Origin of the sequence: Dyadobacter endophyticus (assembly GCF_014641595.1) — a bacterium.
Classification (GTDB): Bacteria; Bacteroidota; Bacteroidia; order Cytophagales; family Spirosomataceae; genus Dyadobacter; species Dyadobacter endophyticus.
Genome location: NZ_BMIA01000001.1, coordinates 1,118,322 through 1,138,043, shown reverse-complemented (window position 1 = coordinate 1,138,043; position 19,722 = coordinate 1,118,322). Strand labels below are relative to the sequence as shown.

At 50.0% G+C, this 19,722-nt stretch carries 17 protein-coding genes; 12 read left to right on the top strand and 5 right to left on the bottom strand.

Features of this window, described 5'->3' with window-relative positions:
- Nucleotides 1-6 precede the first annotated feature (6 nt).
- Nucleotides 7-1,890, bottom strand: coding sequence for a DUF4178 domain-containing protein (locus IEY24_RS04720; RefSeq protein WP_188929145.1), 1,884 nt, complete (start codon nucleotides 1,888-1,890; stop codon nucleotides 7-9).
- A gap of 3 nt (nucleotides 1,891-1,893) precedes the next feature.
- Nucleotides 1,894-2,277, bottom strand: coding sequence for an S-adenosylmethionine decarboxylase family protein (locus tag IEY24_RS04715; RefSeq protein WP_229221383.1), 384 nt, complete (start codon nucleotides 2,275-2,277; stop codon nucleotides 1,894-1,896).
- Between the two features lie 204 nt (nucleotides 2,278-2,481).
- On the opposite strand from IEY24_RS04715, the gene IEY24_RS04710 reads away from it, so the two are divergent.
- Both IEY24_RS04710 and IEY24_RS04705 read left to right on the top strand, forming a co-directional pair.
- A complete protein-coding gene (locus tag IEY24_RS04710; RefSeq protein WP_188929143.1) occupies nucleotides 2,482-3,426 on the top strand; it encodes an alpha/beta fold hydrolase in 945 nt (314 codons plus the stop codon).
- A 339-nt stretch (nucleotides 3,427-3,765) separates the two neighbouring features.
- On the top strand, nucleotides 3,766-4,188 hold the full coding sequence (locus tag IEY24_RS04705) for an FKBP-type peptidyl-prolyl cis-trans isomerase (protein WP_188929141.1): 423 nt from the start codon (nucleotides 3,766-3,768) through the stop codon (nucleotides 4,186-4,188).
- A gap of 69 nt (nucleotides 4,189-4,257) precedes the next feature.
- On the opposite strand, the gene IEY24_RS04700 is transcribed toward IEY24_RS04705, so the two are convergent.
- Entirely contained in the window at nucleotides 4,258-4,965 is a 708-nt protein-coding gene (locus tag IEY24_RS04700; RefSeq protein WP_188929139.1) for a hypothetical protein, read from the bottom strand.
- 285 nt (nucleotides 4,966-5,250) lie between these two features.
- Here IEY24_RS04700 and IEY24_RS04695 point away from each other — a divergent pair, with 285 nt between their 5' ends.
- From IEY24_RS04695 to IEY24_RS04650, 10 genes are all read left to right on the top strand, one after another.
- Complete coding sequence (locus tag IEY24_RS04695) at nucleotides 5,251-6,141, top strand: GNAT family N-acetyltransferase (RefSeq protein WP_229221373.1); 891 nt, start codon at nucleotides 5,251-5,253, stop codon at nucleotides 6,139-6,141.
- A 217-nt stretch (nucleotides 6,142-6,358) separates the two neighbouring features.
- Entirely contained in the window at nucleotides 6,359-7,483 is a 1,125-nt protein-coding gene (locus IEY24_RS04690) for a caspase family protein (RefSeq protein ID WP_188929137.1), read from the top strand.
- An 83-nt stretch (nucleotides 7,484-7,566) separates the two neighbouring features.
- Nucleotides 7,567-8,103, top strand: a complete 537-nt coding sequence (locus IEY24_RS04685; RefSeq protein ID WP_188929135.1) for a hypothetical protein — start codon at nucleotides 7,567-7,569, stop codon at nucleotides 8,101-8,103.
- A gap of 36 nt (nucleotides 8,104-8,139) precedes the next feature.
- Nucleotides 8,140-9,615 (top strand): C1 family peptidase, encoded by a 1,476-nt coding sequence (locus IEY24_RS04680; RefSeq protein WP_229221365.1) that lies wholly within the window; start codon nucleotides 8,140-8,142, stop codon nucleotides 9,613-9,615.
- A gap of 107 nt (nucleotides 9,616-9,722) precedes the next feature.
- Nucleotides 9,723-10,520 (top strand): hypothetical protein, encoded by a 798-nt coding sequence (locus IEY24_RS04675; RefSeq protein ID WP_229221363.1) that lies wholly within the window; start codon nucleotides 9,723-9,725, stop codon nucleotides 10,518-10,520.
- Nucleotides 10,521-10,549: 29 nt separating this feature from the next.
- The gene (locus IEY24_RS04670) at nucleotides 10,550-11,818 is read left to right on the top strand and encodes a caspase family protein (protein ID WP_188929132.1); all 1,269 of its coding nucleotides are present in this window, start codon (nucleotides 10,550-10,552) and stop codon (nucleotides 11,816-11,818) included.
- Nucleotides 11,819-11,853: 35 nt separating this feature from the next.
- Nucleotides 11,854-13,323, top strand: coding sequence for a hypothetical protein (locus tag IEY24_RS04665; RefSeq protein ID WP_188929131.1), 1,470 nt, complete (start codon nucleotides 11,854-11,856; stop codon nucleotides 13,321-13,323).
- A 233-nt stretch (nucleotides 13,324-13,556) separates the two neighbouring features.
- Nucleotides 13,557-14,165 (top strand): RNA polymerase sigma factor, encoded by a 609-nt coding sequence (locus tag IEY24_RS04660; RefSeq protein ID WP_188929129.1) that lies wholly within the window; start codon nucleotides 13,557-13,559, stop codon nucleotides 14,163-14,165.
- 66 nt (nucleotides 14,166-14,231) lie between these two features.
- Complete coding sequence (locus IEY24_RS04655; RefSeq protein WP_188929127.1) at nucleotides 14,232-15,113, top strand: anti-sigma factor; 882 nt, start codon at nucleotides 14,232-14,234, stop codon at nucleotides 15,111-15,113.
- 32 nt (nucleotides 15,114-15,145) lie between these two features.
- The gene (locus IEY24_RS04650; RefSeq protein ID WP_188929124.1) at nucleotides 15,146-16,777 is read left to right on the top strand and encodes an SBBP repeat-containing protein; all 1,632 of its coding nucleotides are present in this window, start codon (nucleotides 15,146-15,148) and stop codon (nucleotides 16,775-16,777) included.
- 159 nt (nucleotides 16,778-16,936) lie between these two features.
- Here IEY24_RS04650 and IEY24_RS04645 read toward each other — a convergent pair whose 3' ends face one another.
- Complete coding sequence (locus IEY24_RS04645) at nucleotides 16,937-17,746, bottom strand: alpha/beta fold hydrolase (protein ID WP_188929122.1); 810 nt, start codon at nucleotides 17,744-17,746, stop codon at nucleotides 16,937-16,939.
- A gap of 85 nt (nucleotides 17,747-17,831) precedes the next feature.
- Nucleotides 17,832-19,652, bottom strand: a complete 1,821-nt coding sequence (locus tag IEY24_RS04640) for a cytochrome-c peroxidase (RefSeq protein ID WP_188929120.1) — start codon at nucleotides 19,650-19,652, stop codon at nucleotides 17,832-17,834.
- Between the last annotated feature and the right edge of the window lie 70 nt (nucleotides 19,653-19,722).

Here is a 19,722-nt window from a genome sequence, read left to right as displayed (position 1 = left end):
CTCGTTCTATTTTGATGAATTGGCAAACTCGCTGTTTCCCCAACGCGCATTTTCGGTGTAATACCGCATGATGCCCATTACCAGCGGCCCCAGAAGAATCAGTATCACGACGATCCAGATATTTCTGTAAGTGGTGGCGTCATACACGAGCTTTGTCGTGAATATACCAGCACGGGTGTACATATTCGAATCCCGGCTGGCGGTCATTTGCAGAAAGTAGGTTCCGGCAGGTATTTTGGTGAAATGGATGGTTTCTTCCCGATCTCCTTCCGTCCAGCGTTCGCCGTCTTCATAGCCGGAATAAAACTCGATCCCCTGTTCGGCGCTGTACTCACTGCCATTCACCGCATTGACGAGTGTTACGCCCAGCTCTAACCAGGTATTTTCCAGAGGTGCCTTGAAATCCAGTTCCAGATTACTGCTCTGCTTTTCCAGCTCGAACTTTTCAGAAATGAAAAGCTGTGTATTAAGCGAATCTGAAAAATTGTAGTTCGAATCAAAAATCACCCTATTGCTGTGCATACTACCCGTCAGGATCTGGACCAGCATGGCGAGCAGTAAAGCGATGCCGCCCGATTTCACAATCGTTTCCGTACTTACGTTGACCCTCGGTGGCTGTGCAGGCGCAATGCCCACCGTCTGCGGAAGCAGGTTATGGGTTTGTGCGGCAATCACCCCGCGCGGCACATATTTACCCCGGAACCAGGTCAGCCGTTTCTTGTGGTCCTTCTCGACGCTCAGTATCTCCGGCGGAGCGATATAGTCCATTGATTCTATGTCCTCATGCCTCGAAAACACATCGCCGGGAAATTCGCCCAACGCATACAGCATGCGGTAGTGGTATTTGGAGTATCGCCGGAATTGCTGATTATCAAACGCAATACGGTGCAGGCGGGAATCACCCGGCCTCGGGGTATGCCGCGTTTCTTTCAGGGAGGTCCAATGCCCGTCCGACTCGGTAAGGAACATAAACCCGTGCAACCTGCTGTAAAGCGTATATTCGTGCCAGTAATCGGTGCGCGAATCGGTGTCGTACTTATAAGCAAGTCCCACCACCTGGTAATCACCACCTTCGAGCGAAATCCGCTCGCCGATATCAAAGCAAAATTCATGATCATGCGTGTGCTGGCCGCCGTGTGTCGCCAGTTGCCCGCCCGTGTACGAGTGCCGGGTTTCGCATTTGGCGCAAACCCAGCTGTGGCTGTATGGATAAGTCAGTATGTGGTTTTCTGCATGGCAATTGCGGCAGGTAAATAGCTTCGCCTCCGGCTCAGCTTCCCGCACATTGCTAAGAAAAAGCAGTTCAGGTTCCACTTCATAGCAGGCAAATGCCACCGCGACGGTTTCGCTGTAAGCTACCAGCTCCACGCGTTCAGCGTCAGTAACCGCTTCGATGCTGTTGAACCGATCCGGCAGGCCTTGCACAAATACATTGCCTTCTACCTCTATCAGGCGGCTTTCGTTACGGGCCGTGACCGAAAACTCGCGATCATCGGGCAGGGTCAGCCCTTGTGCGTCGGCCTTGAACTTCCGGGCGATCGTCGCATCCTTGAATGGCAGCGCCTCGCAGATCGTATACATTCCATAGCCTTCCGCCAAATGGCGGGTGAAGCCATCGTTACAATCGAGCGTCCAGTAATTATAAGCCTGATCTTCGAAGAGCACCCGCAGCCTACCGGTAACGATAAACGCGATCGCCTTCCAGCTTCCGCTGGTACCAGGCTGGATAATATCCGACGAACCACGAACCAGCTCCATTTTCACTTCTTTCAGCTCATCACCCGAGCGATACCACACTTTCTCGCAGCCACAGCCGGCCACATTGTTGGCACCCTGAAAATACACAGGTTTGCCGCAGGATGGACAAGTTGCAAGTTTGCTAATTCCCATCGCTTATCGAATGATTTGATGTTCAGAAACCACTTTTGCTTCAAAATAGGCTGTAATGTGGTCGAAAATAGCACGCACCGTGCCGTTATTGACGCGCTGGAAATTGCTGAGGTAAATATCCAGGTTGACTTTGTTAAACTCCGGCCAGGTATGCACCGAAAGATGGCTCTCGCTCAGACAAATAATGCCCGTGAAACCGCCTGGTTTGAAATCGTGGTAAACTTCGCCCAGTTTCTGGAGGTCAAATGCACCGGTAAGATCGTCGGCCAGAGCCTTAAAACCAGTATGCTCGTCCAGTAGGGCCGTTTTGTCCGAATGAAGCGTGGCTATAAGATGGAGTCCGGGAGTATAAGTTTCCAATAGCGTCAGGTCTATGATAGTAGGCAATTTTATAAAAAACCCGCCAATGCACAAGGCGTAATTTATTTAAATGGTCGCTTGTGCGAAACTATCGGGTACATAATGGGATAAAATGGCGGCGCGGCGATGCCTAACGCCATATATTAGCGAAGATATTGGAATGGATAAATCAGTATAGAAATTGGGCTACTTGCATCTCCGGATACCTTAACTTTACCATTTTTTAACTATATGCGTTTACTAATAAGACTGTTTATCGCTGTAATAGCGTCTCTACTTACTTTTTCAGCCAAGGGACAATATCTCTATTCCAAAAGCTTTGGGATAGCAAGCGATGAACCGATCATATTCCTCCATGGTGGCCCGGGAAGCAGTTCTGTCTATTTTGAGGCTACTACTGCTCAAAAGTTAGCTAATGAAGGATTTTATGTAGTGATTTACGACCGGCGAGGTGAAGGAAGGTCCGCAGACAGCACTGCTCGAATGAATTATGAAGAGTTCTTCGAAGATCTAAACCGCATTTATCAAAAGTATCAACTTACACGTGCCCACTTGATCGGATTCAGTTTTGGTGGGCTTGTTACTACCCTTTTTGCTCAAAAATACCCAGAGAAAGTCAAATCCATCATCCTTGCGAGCGCATTGATTTCCCAGCAAGCCTCCTACAACACCATTCTCAACGCAGTGGGGCACATTTACCAAATCCATAATGAAACGGCTAATCTCCGTGCATTAGAGAAAATCAGGGCACTGGACACCAATTCCCTTGTCTACCGGACCGAAGTTTTCGCACATGCTTCCAGAAATGGCTTTTTTAGTCTGCAAAATCCCGACCCTGAGGCGCTGCGCCTCTATTCGACTTACAAAACAGATACATTGATTACTCGTTACATCAAAAATGACCGCGCGGTTGAAATGCTCTGGAAAAATGAACAGCGGAAAAACATCGATACAACTCCCGTATTGCAGAAACTTGCACAAGCCCAAATACCTATTTACGCGATTTACGGCAAGCAAGACGGCCTTTATTCGAAAGAACAAATCGTCGATTTGCAAAGGATTACAGGCACGAAACGGTTAAATTATCTTGATAACTGCTCGCATACAGTCTTTATCGATCAGCAGGTGAAATTTCTTGAAGCAATCAAGAAATGGTTAAAGTCGTCTGACAATTGATTCACAAATAACACATTACCTCTCTTAACCTAAACCAAATAAACCTGACTGTTAACTTTTACAAGTGCTTTACAAACTTTTACAACCACTGTACGAACAGGCAATCACCTAACCAATATGTTTGAAGCAGAATAGTCGGAGACGAAGCCACTGACGAAATCCATAAAGATGCCAATGGAAAACCAGGGCCTGTTCTTTGGGGTCGCGGGCTACACGTAGTCGATCGCACGCACATGCGCTGCGGACTTGGGAAGGACTTTGGATTGTATGTGCGGGCTGTCAAATATTCGAACTAGGTAGCGCAACAGCTCAATTTGAACGCTGTAAAACAATCACAATATGTATAGATCCTACCCATTTCCATTGGCCAAAACAGTTAAGCTCTTCTCGCTGGCGATCCTGCTGATTTCCTGCTCCACCGGCAAAATGAAACAATCGCCATCCGGCCTTCAATATACCCTGTTAAAGAAAGGCCATGGTCCGAAGGCGAGAACCGGCCAGCAGATCCTGCTTTTTGAAACGACGAGCTACCGTAACGGGGAAGTATTGTATTCCAATGAAAACAGCTCTACACCCGTGAAGGTGCTGATTGGCGGCAACCAGGCTACGAAGGCAGTCGACGAGGCGCTCGTCGGGATGCGGGAAGGGGAAATTAAAAAGATCGTCGCGCCCCCCTACCTGGTAAAGAGGACCGGTTACCCGCCCAACGTCCATCCCGATTCAACATTGGTGATCAAAATGATCCTGCACAAAATACTTTAAGGACCTGAAACGAGAGGAAGCATCTACCTGAATAGCTGCCTCCTCTCTGAACTTTGAATAAAATGAATGCTACTTCGTCGTCGTTTCCGTCAGTTTCACTTTCACGGAAGTGTAGTACAACGTGGTAGTCGCTTCAAAGCCGGAATCGGTACCAAAAATCAGCCACAGATTCCCGTTTGCATCGGTTTTGCCTTTGAACTCGCCCGTTTTTGTGAGCAGTTTATAGCCTACTTTGTCGGTTCCGTTACCAATATCGCCGATCACCTTCATGTCCTTGCCGTCATTTTTCTGCTGGATCTTGTCGATGTTCATCCGGTAATGGTCCAGGTTATCGACCGTCGTTTTGGGCTCAATGGGGACCGCGCCAATGCCGACGCTCACCGCATTAGGAGCTCCGCCTACGCCCAACCAGCCGTCCGAAGGCGCATCCGAGGCGAATTCCAGCGTAAATGCTGCATTGTATTCCTGGTTTGGTTTCAGGCCTGTCATTTTCTTTTTGAAATACATGAACAGGTCGTCGCTGTGATTGTTGCCCGAAATGCGGAAACCTTTTTTCTGGGTATCGAGCGGCGCAGGCAAACTGGCAATACCTTCTTCGAGCTTCCAGTCCGAATCCATCTTCACAGGATAGTCAGAAAAGCCTGCCGTCCATCCCTGTTTGTCACTGTTAAACTGATCGTTGAGCTCCATCTTCGGAGGCAGTACCACGGCGCCGTCATCGTCACTGCAGGAAAGAAACAGGAACGGCAACCCTAGCATTAAAGCGAACTTTTTCATGAGCTGTTATTTGGTTTTAAATCAGCTAAGTGACGCAAAACCCGGTTGATTTGGTTGGAATACCCTCACGAAAGTTATTCGTACCCGGCTCGGCCCGCCTGACAATGAACGGCGTAGCTTATATTATTTCTTTGATGAAACCCTATCATAACTCCCGCTTATTGACCAACCGATAGGAATGTACTATCAAACGGCTAGTGCCTTCCGGGTGATTTGGAAGACCCGTTGAAAGTGATTAGATTTTAATCAAATATCGACCCGAAGGACAGCATAACACGAGAATCATTGGAAAATCCGGTTACCATCAGACAAATGCAGCTTACCGACGTGCCGTTCGGAATGCAACTAGTGCAGCAAGCAGGCTGGAACCAGCTGGAAGCGGACTGGCATCGGGCAATGGCGCTGCATCCCGAGGGATGTTTTGTCGCCACGCGGGCCGGAACGCCGGTCGCCGGAACGCCGGTCGCCGGAACGCCGGTCGCCGGAGCGCCGGCCGGCACCGTTACGACCTGCATTTTCGGGCGGGTTGCCTGGATTGCCATGGTCCTTGTCGACGTCTCTGCGCGAAACCAGGGCATCGGCAAAAAGCTGATGGAGCACGCGATCGGCCATTTGGACAATCTTGGAATTGAAACACTGCGTCTGGACGCCACCGTTTTCGGAAAAGGACTTTATGAAAAACTGGGGTTTCAGGAAGAATATGAAGTGGTAAGAATGAAAGGGGTCGCCAAAATGCCCGACAAGATCGACGAAGAAGCGATGCCCTGGACATTGGATACGCCCGCCTCTCCGATTCTCGACCTCGACCTGCGCATTACCGATACCCACCGCGAGGTATTCCTGCATGCATTGCTACGGTCCAGTGCGTGCTACTATTCTATGTTTGAAGACGGCCTCGCCTATGCATGCTCCCGCAAAGGCCGTAATGCCGTACAGCTCGGTCCGGTCATCGCCTCTACACCGGAGGCTGGCCGCCAGATCAGCGACGTGATGCTGCACCATTTCAACGGGATGCCCGTTTTTGCAGATATCCCTGTTCCAAATAAGGCCGCATTGCGCTGGGCCAGGTCCAATGGCCTGGAAGAACAAAGGCGGTTTATCAGAATGTACAGGGGTAAGAAATTAAATGATTCCCCGGAATTGATCTGGGCCAGTTCTGGTCCGGAAAAGGGTTAGGAATACGACTGTTCCAATAAGTCATTTAAGTATCTGCGTTAATTATCACCTTCCGTTCGATCCTTTGAACCACCGATGCGCAGCACAAAAAATACTTGCAGTGATTCATTTAATTTAATCAATTCACTGTTTATTTGTTAGCTTCAAATTAGTTTGATCGACTGCTCATAACATAGCTTATGCCCTACGTTACTGTAATACCCGAAACGTCATTAGCATGATATCTCTCCCGAAAATCAAGGCACGAGTGATCCGGCTGACGATGATAATGTTGACGATCAGCCAGTTGTGCAATGCACAATCTTTTTACGCCATACTTGTGGCCGACACCAAAGACCCGTCGCTGGGAGCGAGTTGTGAAAAGGACCTTGAAGAAATGTCAGGCACGCTGCGGCACATCTCTAAAAAAATCGAATATAATTACCGGGAAATCACTTGTAATCAGGATAAATTCGGAAAAGGCGGTATTCAGGAGGCTATTTCCAAAATACAATGCAAGCCGGAAGACATTATTTTCTTTTACTATACCGGCCACGGAATCAATACAAATGCCGAAAAAAGCAATTTCCCTATTCTTTATCTTAAAGATGAAAACCTTGAACTGGAAACCGTTCACCGGCTGCTGAAAGAAAAGAAGCCGCGTTTTTGTTTAACGCTGGGCGACTGCTGCAATAACCTGCTCGCTGGCACCCGCACCATGCGCACGGCACGGCCGGTTGTGAGAGGAATCAGAGTGACCGACGATACCCAGATCGCCCGTAAGCTCTTCCTGGAAGCGAACGGCGACCTGCTGATCAGCAGCGCCAGGAAGGGCGAAAAGGCTACCGCTCACCCCAATGAAGGTAGTTTTTACAGTAATACCTGGATTCAGGCGCTCGCCTACGCGGAGGGCCATAACACGCATGTTTCGTGGGAAACGCTGCTCGCCGATGCGGAAAACCGCTTGCAGGCAAGTCTGAAAAGCTTACCTGATTCCTTGAAACATCATTCGCAGTGGATTAGCAGCATTCCGAAAACATCATTGCCCTGCCCGGAAGCCAGCTTTATGGAAATCAACAAATTCCTGAACGTGCTTGCCGATGAAAAATTGAGTTTTGCCGACCGCAGCCGGCTCAGCAAATTGGGCCAAAAGGGCTTTTTCGGGCCGTCAGCGAAGGTGAGTATTTATGTGAACGACCCCGAAAAGCCCGTGGAAACGCAGCCGATCGACCATTTTCTCAAAAGGATCATCAACACAGCGCCGCTGATCGACGAGTTCAACTTCGTAGAGCGGCTTTCATCGCTCGGAAACGGATGCACCTACGACACCGTAACTTTGCAGGAAATCCGCAAAGCGCAGTAAGCCATCATACTGACATGACCAGATATTTCACTCTCCTATTCGTCCTCGCTTTCGGCCTCGGGCGGCTGTGCGCCCAACCCGTTATGGACGATAAAAGACTGATGGAGTTCGGCAAGCTAACCGGGCAACGCGTAAACGACCTGCAACTTTACATTTCCCTGATTGCCGATAAAAGCAATTCCATTGAACAACGCGAGCAGGCGGTGGAGCTGGCCGTCGGTCTGTTCGAAAAAGATCATTTAGAGAACGGCAAAAGACGGCCGCCGCGTGTACAGGTATCGCGCAGGAATGGCACTGTATCGTCCGTCCCGGTGAAGATTTATTTCAAAAACCTGATGAATGTAAAGTTCGACAAGGTGGAAATTACCTCATACGACGCTGCCGTCGTTTCAGAATTCGAGAAAGGAACCGGTGGAGACTACCGCGCCATCGCTACCTATTACCAGCAGTTCAAAGGGATGGACAAGAAAGGTAATCTCGTCTACGGCAGTCGCGACCGGAAGGATATCCGTGTGACAGCGCAGAGCGCGGCCGTATACGCGCAGGCGGGCAGGGAAGACCTGAAAATTTTCTTCGGCGATATTACCGTCAAGGATACCGTCCCGATCCCAGGCTTTTGAACCGCGCCATTTTATTACCCAAACCGATCGACCTAAATGAGGTTTACCATCAAAATCGCCGCATTGTCTGCACTTGCGTACTTGGCTGTCCTGCGGCCTTCCTACTCGCAGGTGCAAAGACGCGGCATGGGTTTAAAAATGGATGACTCCAAATACCTCCGTCTTCCCCGCAAATCGCCCGATATTTTACTTAAAAGCCCGCTACCCGAATCGTTTGACATCCGGCCCCAACTCCCGGAGATCGGTGACCAGGGCATGGACGGCACTTGCGTAGGATGGTCGGCCGCGTATTACATGCGCACGGCCATGGAAGCGGGCAAACTGGGTATCGGCAACCAACCGGAGAAGATTTCGGCTACGGCATTCTCCCCCGGATGGCTCTACGGCCAGCTCAAATCAGGCAAGGACAATGGGTGCGCAGAAGGGATTTTTCTCGAAGACGCCCTGGAAGTGATGAAGACGAAAGGCGCCGCATTCATGAGCTGTGCGCCGGGAAACTGCGATGCCCGGTATGAGCAATGCGACGAGAAAGCTGCCAGCTATAAAATCGGCGACTATGCCACGCTATTCAGCCCGAAGGACGCCGACAGCACACCCGAGCAGCGTATTAATGCCATCAAATCGGCGCTGGTTGAAGGAAAAAATGCAGTGCTGATCGGAATGCTGGTGCCGCCCTCGTTTGTTGATGAAGCAAGTGGTCATTGGCAGGCCGCCCCTGGTGAAACGACCGACAATGCCGTCGGAGGCCATTCGATGGCGGTGGTAGGTTATGACGATCACATTCGTGAAGGCTCGTTCCTGATTGCCAACAGCTGGGGGAAAGCCTGGGGACGCAACGGCTACACCTGGGCCCGGTACAGCGACCTGGTCCGCTTCGCAAAAAATGCGTATCAAATTTATTCTGAAAACATTAGCAAACCTCTCGCGCAGGCAGTAACTCTCAAAGGAGATGTCGATTTCGTGCTTGGGAACGAGGCGATGGCCGTGCACTCGACGGTGGACGAGAGCGCACAGGTCACGCCGGCCCGGCCGGCCGGCCATGCCGAAATACTCACTTACGCGATGAACAGATCTTATGCTTCCGGAACACGGTTTAAAATGATCGTCAACAATACAAGGCAGTCGTACGTTTACATTCTCGGCTCTGACAAGGAAAACCGCGTCTCGGCCATTTTCCCCTACACTTCGGAAGAGCTGGTAACGAGCGCTGTTGTGCCGGCGAACAGCTCCGTTGTGATGCCGTCGCTGCATTCCTCTTTTACGCTCGACCAAGTAAGCGGAGAGGATTATTTCATCGTATTTATTTCTCAAAACGAGTTGAACCTGGAAGAGCTGGCCGCAAAAGTCAAGAATGCAGCGGGTACGATCGTTCAGAAAGCCTATGCTGCGTTGGGTGAAGAGTTTATTCCGTCCAGGGAAATCGTCTACCAACCGGGAAAAGTAGCCTACGAAGTCAAGGGTGGACGAAAGGGAAGTGTAGTACCTATTCTGGTGAAGATCGTCCACCGATAGCGTGCCCCTCCTATCCGGCGGCAATTCCTACCTTGGATAATATTTTAACCCGATTTGCTTTCAATTACTTATTTTTAAAGCCGATTACCACTTTTAATCCCTTCGTTTTGGACAAGTCTTTGTATACCAGTCAAAGCACAGGCGCCAGGTTTTGTTCCGGCAAAACAACTTCCGTACGGAAAGGAATGGTTGTGCCCGCATTGGTTGTATTATTGGGCATCATGTTTTCGATCGCGGCCAGTGCACAGGACAAGATTATTCGTAAAGACGGACAGGAGATCCATGCGAAAGTATTGGGTACCGATTCAAAATACATTCGCTATAAAAGGTTCAGCAACCCAACCGGCCCGGACTATTTCATTTTTCATTCAGAGGTTTCGAAAATTGAATACGAGAAAGCTGGTGCGGGCCAAGAGCAAAAACCCCTCAAACTTGCCAGGGAACAAGCAAATGAGACAACAGCAGTCGATCTGCAACTTTTGGAAAGCAATGCTTTGAAATATAAAAAACGGAGTAACATTTACCTCGCAGCCGGTACAGCTGCAATGGTCGCGGGCGCAGCTACGTTTATCAAGCTGGGAAAGGATTATAATTCCTACACAAGCGAAATCAGGAAGACAAACGACGCCTACACGGCTTGGTATAAGGCTAACTACGAAGGCTCCCCACCCACCGGCGACCTTCAAAAGAAGGAAAGCTTTGGTGCATTTGCCACGCCGGGCATTTATTTCGGGGCCGCGGCCGTCGCGGGAGGACTTGCATTGGAATGGATAGGTCTTAAAAACTTACGATTGACCAGAAAGACGCGCTCGGAACTCGCTCAGAAAAAAAAGGAGTTATCTTTCCAGCCATTTTACTCACCGTCGCGCAGGGCAACCGGTCTCACGATCGCATTTTCGTTTTAAGCTTCTTTCATCACCACCTGTTCAACGTTATGAAGCACGTTTTTATAATCCTCGCACTTGCCTGTACCGCTATCAATGTCAAACCGGTATCGGCTTGCCAAAGCAGTGCGTCGGCAGATACGATCTATTTAACATCCCGCGACAGGAAAGTAGTGGAAATCAGGGAAGTTTATCCCGATGTTGTAAAGTACCGGTCAGTGGATGGCAAAAATCTGATTTCAATGCCGGTGGCTGACATTGCGGAGATAATTTATAAAAATGGCAGCAGGGATGTTTTCAATCCACTCAATCGAGGTGGAAAACCTGAAATAAAATGGTTAACGAACCTTACGCACAGCGAAAAGCCGGAAGTCAGGTTGAATGCATGTGTATTGAATGAAGCAGAAAATATCCGGGTCGAAGTCAACGGCACGGTGAATCCGGTTGCTACACGATCGTTCAAAACAATGCCTGCCCAGGAGCAAGGTTGTGTGGGAGGTAAGCTAATTTCTCCTCAAATTGTACTGAGCGAAGGAAAAAACACGGTCAGGCTCCTCGCTAACAATAGCAAGGGGGATGGTTATTCCGAAACCTGGTCGATCTTTTACCAGAAGGCTAAAAAGCGCATTGCACTCGTGGTGGGTAACTCAGGGTACCAGGCCAGTCCGAAGCTGCAAAATCCTGAAAATGATGCCAGGGCCATTACGCAAAAACTCACCGGGCTCGGGTTCGACGTTATCGAGCGTATCGACGCCAGTCAAGGCGAATTACGCGCTGCCGTCGCGCAATTCGGTAGTAGCGTCCAGAGCCAGGATTTGGAGGTCGCCTTGTTCTATTACGCAGGCCACGGCATGCAGATAGCCGGTAAAAATTACCTGATGCCGGTCGATATCAGCCCCCAAACAGAAACTGAATTGAAAGTCCTGGCAGTTTCGGCAGACGATATCCTCGATCAGATGGCGGTCGCGGATGAAAATTCCCAGCGGACCAATATTATGATCCTCGACGCCTGCCGCGACAACCCATTGAGCCATAGCTGGACGCGCAGCTCGGGTAGCAAGGGCCTTGCGGGTATGAGCGCACCTGCCGGCACCCTCATTACGTTCTCCACCAAACCAGGCTTCACTGCGCTGGACGGCGAGGGTAAAAACAGCCCGTATACCGCCGAGCTCCTGAAAGCGCTCGATGTGCCGGGCCTTCGCCTGGAAGACATTTTCCGCACGGTGCGTATACGCGTAATGGAGTTGACCAACAGACAACAAATTCCGATGGAAAACAGCTTGCTCACCCGCGAAGTGATCCTGCACCAGCCCAACTAGCATTAAACAGCCAGCTCATCCACTACAAAAACGCTATGAAACGGCTGCTGATCATCCTGTTCGTTATTTTCCCTTTGCATTGCTCAATCGGGCAGACGCTCAGCCCCTATTACAAGATCAAGTCGGCGGAGCGTGTCAAACAGGTCCTGAAAGACTTTGAATCGGCATTCGGCCTGCTTACCAATCCCTATATCGTCGACCGCGAGGAGCGTGACGAAGCTAATGATCGGATGTATGCGACCCTACGCCGTGATGCCCGTTTTGAAAACGACCTGATACCCGGTAATAAGGGCACCAAAACGATCGATTTCGAGGAGTACAAACGGATCGCGTTCATTGGCTATAAAAAAGGTGGCCTTTCCTGGCATTTTGAGTGGGAAGAAGCCGGGTTTCAATCGATACCGGAGGGGTATCTGGTGTTGTTTTATGGTAAAAAATCGCTTTTCGGCAGCTATCGGGGTCAGAAACATCTGCAACTGGAAAATGTCCCCTGCCGGGCAGGTGTGTTTCTAAAAATGGATGGAAACCAGGTGACGGAGGCCAGGATAGGATTCATGGACACTGATCTGAAAGACAAAGGTAACGCCACGGTTTCTCTAACCGACCAGCGAAACCCGCTCGAATTGCTTACCCTGCCGGAAGTGATCGACAAACTCGCGGGGCAAATCATCCATTCCCTTCCGGAAAAAGATGTATGGAAGCTCTTTATTGAAGAAATCACATTCGACGGCCTGGGAATCTCCAATGATTTTTCAAAACAGCTAACCGGCACGCTAAAATCGTCGCTGGCACGGATGAGCAGCAATATCCAGACCGACCCGACCGGTAGCACAAGCCCCGGAACGTTGCTCAAACTGAAAGGCCGGTATTATAAATCGGGGAACTTTCTAAAAGTCGGCGTACAACTCTTTGATGGCCTCGACCACGCCACCGGCTTTGTTCTTTCTTCGGAAATATTGCTGTCCAATGTGCCGAATGCAGGAATAGAACCTGATGAAAAGCTCATTGAAGACGCCTCGCGTGTGCAGGCGATCCTGACTTCGGCCGACAAGGTTCAGCCTGCGGCCAAAGAAGATGAATTATTACTGGAAGTGAGTACCGACAAAGGATACGGCCCGCAATCCTACCGGGAGGGCGACATCATGACGTTGAAAGTTCGCGCTAACAAGCCTTGCACCGTCCGAATGATTTACCAGGATGCTTCCAAAAATATTGTACAATTGCGAAATGAGGATTTTACCATCACATCCGAAGCGGTAGGCAAATGGATTTATATGCCAGAACAGTTCGAATGCGCGGCGCCTTTCGGGTTTGAAATGCTGTTCGCCTATGCCACAGAAGGAAAATTCAAACCCATTGAAAAAACCCGGTCGCTAAACGGGTTCACGTTTATCCTCGACGACCTGAAAAACATCGTCGAGCTGACCGCCGGAAACGGGCAAAGCCAAAAAATCGCAAAAAGAACGATTCCCATCACTACACAGCCGCGAAGAAAGAAGCTTTAAACTAAAAAAGAGAGCCCGTCGAAACCGTCGGGCTCTCTCTCCTTGTAATAACCCACAGCCCGAAAACCTTCGCCGATCATAATGCCTGGATCGGCTTTCTGATTTTCGGGATCGGTTGTTTATCTGCGCAATGCCGGAAACCTTATCACCATTCTGCAACTTTTTTCAATTTGTTTCTCCACAAACTTCCCGAACCGGCTCTTTTTTGTTTTTTTGTATAAATATCGAGATGAATGGCACCCCAAGATTCCTGCATACGATACCGTGATTCTGACCTTTTATTTTATGAAGAACTGCTCCTCGAAAAACACGAGGCGTTCACTTGTCTATACCTTCAAACCTACCGGCAATGCATTCCCCATGTAGTGAAACGAGGCAGCGACCAGGAACAGGCGGAGGATCTTTTGCAAGAGTGCCTGGCCATCTTCGTAAGCAAAATACGGGATCGCAGTTTTGTTTATCAGGACGAAACGCGCATTACGACTTACTTTCAGAGCATTTACATCAACCAATGGAAAAAGAGCCTCAGTGTGGCTGCCCGCCGCGGTGAAGTGAGCCTGGATAGCATAGCAGACCTGGACGAGGATCGCGATGCATTCGGAAACGACCTTGCCGAAAACATCTCCCAAGACTACGATGAAGACGAACGCAGCTGGATTTTCAGGAAACTCGACCGTGCTTTTCAACTCCTTGCGGAAGATTGCCGGAAAGTGTTGCGGTGGTTCTATATCGAGGACCGTTCGTTACGGGATATTGCGGGAGAATTGGGCATGACAGAGGCATCTGCCACGGTAAAAAGATTCAGATGTGCAAAGTACCTGCGAGAAAAATTTCACTTGTAGTGATAAGAATCGGCGGATGACACGTATCAACCAGTAAAGTATTACCAGCGAATCACGATTTGACTTATGGAATTGTCGGAAGAAATTTTTCATGAAATCCATCGGTACCTAAGCGGCGAAGGTACGCCCGAAGAACGTACGGAGTTCGAAAAACGGATGCATTCGGACGAAGCCCTGGCCGGTGAAGTCGCTACGCAACGGCGCATTCGTAACGGATTGAAAGCGAATGAATATAGGAACCTGTTTAAGGATATCCATACCCAGCTGCAAAACGAAGGCGTGCTGCCGGCTGGTGCGCGCCAAGTCGATCCGCAACCCGGCCAGACTATCCCGTTGAACCCGGAGACTCGCCTGGCGATCCGCTGGCCGTACATTGCGGCAGCGGCAAGCATTCTCGTCGCTATCGGCCTTGCCTGGTATTTCAGCTCCGTGCCTAATGACGCCCCGATAATCTCCGAGGTAACAACAGCCGAAAAGCCGACCGGGCCGGACACCACCACGGAAATACAGCCTACGATCAAACCAGGAATTGTAAAAACGGTCCCTACTGAGCAGAAAAAGTCGAAGACAGCCCCGGCTACTGTGAATAAAACCGAATTTTTTGCCGATTATTTCAACGAAAAAGTGGAGCTGGAAAGTCCTTTCTCGAAGGAAAAACTCGGCCTGAGCCCGTCCGCTCTCAAACAATGGCGTTCGGACACCGCTCACGTTCACCAGGGCATCCGCCTGCTCGCGGCGCGGGACAGTGAAACGGCCTTGCAGGAATTTAGGCAAGTAGAAACCAGCCGGTTCACGCAAGTCAAGGGCGTCGCCGGATGGTACATTGCCCTGGCCTACCTGCAACAGAACGACCTCAAAAAATGTGTCGAAGAGCTGAAAAAAGTCGTGGCTGACCCCGAAAATCCGAACAGTAAACAGGCTGCGGAATTACTCACGAAAATCCAGTAACTTTACAATACCTCCCTACTGACGTTTGATTCATGAAGAGATTTTTTACCTATATTCTGATAGCGTCGATTGCCATCGCCTGCCACATCGAAACACCCCAAAAACCACTAGCTCGCTTTACATACACACCCGAAGGCGGTTGCACATATCCATGCGAAATCACCTTCACGAGCGAATCGTTGAATGCCGCAAGCACGCAGTGGGACTTCGGCGACGGCAAGTCAATGGCTAGCGGACAATCGGTAAAGCACAACTTCTCGGCGGCGGGCACCTATCAGGTAAAATTAATCGTCAAGGGCACCGACGGCGGCAGCAGCGGGAGCACGCAGGCTGTGCATATCGATCACGTAAAGCCATTCAGCCTTTCTGGTGATAATAATTTCCCGACCGATATTGTATCCGACAACGACGGAAACATTTATGTTTCGGGAACTGCCGCAGGTCGGGTCGAATTTGGGAATGGACATGTCCTGCAATCGAAAGGTGGGGAAGATTTCTTCGCGGCAAAATTTGACAGCACCGGCCGGTGTTTGTGGTTGTATACTGATGGCAGTCCGAAAGATGATCACGGCAATGCCATAGCGCTGGATAAGGAAAATAACGTTTATCTAACTGGGTTTATTGGTGGTGAGGTGTCGGCATGGAACAATTCGTACAAAGGTGGCGAGGATGGTTTTGTTACAAAAATCAAGGCGAATGGCGCTCGGGATTGGGTCAAAACGTTCGGCGGACCAGCGAGCGACCAGGGACGGTCGCTGGCGTTCTATCATGCTGGTGAAGGACCTAAGCTGTACCTGATCGGCAGGGTTCAAGGCGACCTGGCGACCGAAAACATCGATTTCAACCGGCCGCTCCCGCTGAAAGCCAATGGTCATGATGGCTTTTTTGTACTAGTCAATGCCGATACGGGTGCTTTCGACGAGCCGATGATGATTGACGGCGACGACATACAAATACCGGAGGCCATTGCGGTAGATTTGGACGGTAATGCCTATGTCACAGGTTTCTTTCTCAAAACGGTCAGTTTTCCAAGTCCTTTAAAGCCACTTGCCGCTGTCAATGTAATAGATGCCTTTGTTGCAAAATGGAGTCCAATTAACGGTTTCCAATGGTTGCGTCGCATAGGTTCCGGTGGTAATGACTTCGCTTACGATATCGAAGTCGATCGTTCCGGAAATGTGTTTGTAACGGGAATGCATAGCGGTACCCTGGAAGAGTTTCCGCTAAGCAGTAAAGGGGATGATAACGTTTACTTGCTCAAATGGGACGCCGACGGCAAAATACAGAATGGCAGTAATGGTTTTATCGATGACAACAAAGACTATCACGGCGGAATTGCACTGACCAGCACCGGTAACATAGTTCTGGGCGGATCATTCGCGAATTCGGCCCAGTTTCCTATGCTGAGGGGTAAGGCCTTGTCTTCGTTGGGAAGTACCGATATCATCATTACGGAGCTCGATCCGAATAGTCTTGACCGAGCCAGCAGCTTTATTGCCAAAGCAGGCGGAACTCTGGAAGATCGCCTCAACAAGATTTGCGTTACCAAATCCGGCTATGTGTATGCAGCGGGCTGGTTCCACGGAGTGGCGAGCTTCAAGGCTTTTCAATTGGAAAGCAAACCGGATATTAAAAACACTTTCATCGTCCGCTACAAGCTCTAAAATCCATTTCTCTAAACATCAAAAAAGAGCAGCCGAAACGCCTGCTCTTTTGTTTTGGGTTGTGAAGCCATTGCTTACACTTGACAATGCATAGACGACCGTCCTGACTTTTTGTTACAATCGACCCGTCTCCAATTGCAGCGCCCGATATGGCAGCTGTTATATTGCGAGTTTCGCTTCCAGCACGCCGTCGATCACCTCGTCCAGCGCCTCATTCAAGGCCTTGGGCGATTCGAGCATCGGGTAATGGCAGGTGCCTGCGATTTCGATCAATGCAAAGCCATTGACGGCATTCTGTTCCAAAGCAGCTACATTGGTAGGCATATAGCTGACATTAATGAGGTTTATTCTGGGTTTTACCGATGGCAATACGGCCCGCTCAATGCGGTCCATGGTGAAAAATTGGGGTAAAGTCTGCTGGCCCATCGGCTCGTAGGAATTGCGGTAGGCGGCTACAATCTTGTCGGTGATCCACTGGGGTGTCTGTTCGGTCAGGAGAACCATCCGGGCGTAATGCTCATTGGTCTCAGCGTAAGCCTTTTTTGAGTTGGCGATAATTTCGTCCACCTGGCTTTCGTATTCAGGCGGTAGCGGAGTTGCCAGGTTTTTGAAATTGTCGACGGCGATGAAGCCGATAATGGGATCGGGATACGCGCTTGCGGCCATAAGTATGAGGTTTGCACCAAGCGAATGCCCGACCAGGATCACGTTTTCAAGCCTCAACTCCTTGATGAGGTTCACAATATCTTCGGCCATCTCTTGAAGTGTCCACACTTCGCGGTTGGTTCCCGACTCGCCGTGACCGGCCAGGTCCATAGTCACAACATTATATTTTTCTTTAAAAAAAGAAACCTGCTCCTTCCAGTAAGTCTGATCGATGAAAGAGCCGTGCACGAAAAGTAATGTAGCGGGGCCGCTGCCGTAGGTGTTGTAGCTGATGGGTGTACCGTTGCTGATGATCGTTTTCATAGGGTTGTTGGTTGAAGTAAATATTAATTTACTTCAAAGAAACCGCGTCAGAATGACAACCCATTGTCAGCAATGGAATTGTATTTTACAAAATCTTCATAAACGATACCAACGCCCTCTTCTCGGAATCGGTCAAACTGAGCTTGTCGAAGGGCAATGTCTGATTTTCCAGATTAAAACCTAAACCGTTCCCGCCACCACGATCATAGAAATCGACCACTTCTTCCAATGTTTTGAAAACCCCGTTATGCATGTAAGGCGCAGTGAGCGCTACGTGCCGGACAGAAGGCGTTTTGAATGCATAGCGGTGCGGCTCACGCTTTGTGAGCACAAATTTACCAACATCGGGATCGACCGTTTTCCCTTCTGCCGTGGCCGGCGTGCCGAGCACCTCGCTTTCCGTTTCGAGATAGCTCGGCGGCACGGTGCCGTTGAAAAGCGGAAAGAAATGGCAGGTTGCGCATTTGGCTTTCCCCATGAATAGGTTGAAGCCCGATTTTTCCTCCATGGTCAATGTATTTTCAGCACCACGAAAATGACGATCCAGGCGTGAATCGAGCGAAGAAAGTGACCGGATGTAACTCGCGATAGCATTTTTGAGGTTGCTTTCGGTGACGCCGTCCGAATAGGCTTCCCGGAACAGCCGCTGCGATTCGGTTTGCTTGCGCAGTGCGGCCACAGCGTCGGGGAGCGAGCCATGCATCTCCTGCGGGTTGCGGATCACGTCGCTGGCCTGGTCTTCCAGGAAGGTTACGCGCGAATCAGCGAACTGCACGGCCTGAAACGAAGCATTTAATAAGGTAGGCGCATTACGACTGACCCGCACACCGTTGAAACCGATCGCAAAGCTCTTCGGCTCGCCATCGGTGAAAGCTTTGCCGGGCTGGTGGCAAGTAGCGCACGTGCGGCCCGAATTACTGGATAAGATTGGGTTAAAAAACAACATTTTACCCAACGCAACACGCTGGGTGGTCATGGCCTGCTCTTCAAAGTTGACAAAGTAATTGGCATTAAACGCCCCCGAATCCGTAAGTGTGCGCGCGGCCGGGGTTAGCAATCTTTTTTCTGTAAAAACCGGAATACCCAGTGCCTTTTGTGCATCGAGCAGGCTGCTGCTGAGCGGATTGGCATATTGTTTAATAAATTCCAGCCGGTCAAAAGCGTTGAAATCCGGCGATTTGCCCACATACACGATGGCGGCATTGAAGGCGCTGTCGAGCTCAGTCGCTAATGCATTATCGGCGGTGTAGTGGCCCAATTGGTGCTGTACGCTTCCAAGGGCCGCCGCTACTTCGGGCAAAGAGTGGAATGCGACCGGAGAATCGAACCCGGTAATGCCCATTGAAATAACCCGGAAAATTTCCAGGCGCATCGCATCGAATATATGGCTGTCTGTGAGATCGTTGGTTTCTGATACCTTTCGCAGCCGGGTCACGTTTGCGCGAATCACGTTGGCTGCGTGCAGCATCGCAGGATAGCCATCCGTCGCCACTTCGGGAAACACCATTTCTTCCAAAACCTGAAAACCCTGTGGTTCATTCACACGCAGGTCGTCGTCTACTTCGGGAATATTCGGGCCATTGAGGGCGCGGGTGGTTTCGGGACTGTAATAAGCCGAGATAAATTCGACACGCTTGTAGGCAATACGGGCCCGCTTGAACGATTCCTGAATAGCGGCCGGACGTTTTGCGCGAATATCGGCTTCCAAGCGGCTCACAGCACTATCGAGTGATCCTATATTCTGCATGAAAGTCCGTTTTACCTCTGTCGCGGGAGCCGCCTTAGGGCTCGTGAGCCACCAGATGAGGCAGACGATCAACGGGATGACGATGATCAGGAAGATTGAAAACAGCAACCTCCTGTGGCGGTAAACGAATGAATTGGGGTTACGTTCGAATTTCAGCATGGTGCAGGGAGTGGGTATTATTTCAAAAGGAAAACTCCTGGCCCGAAAATTCCGGCCAGGAGTCTGAAAA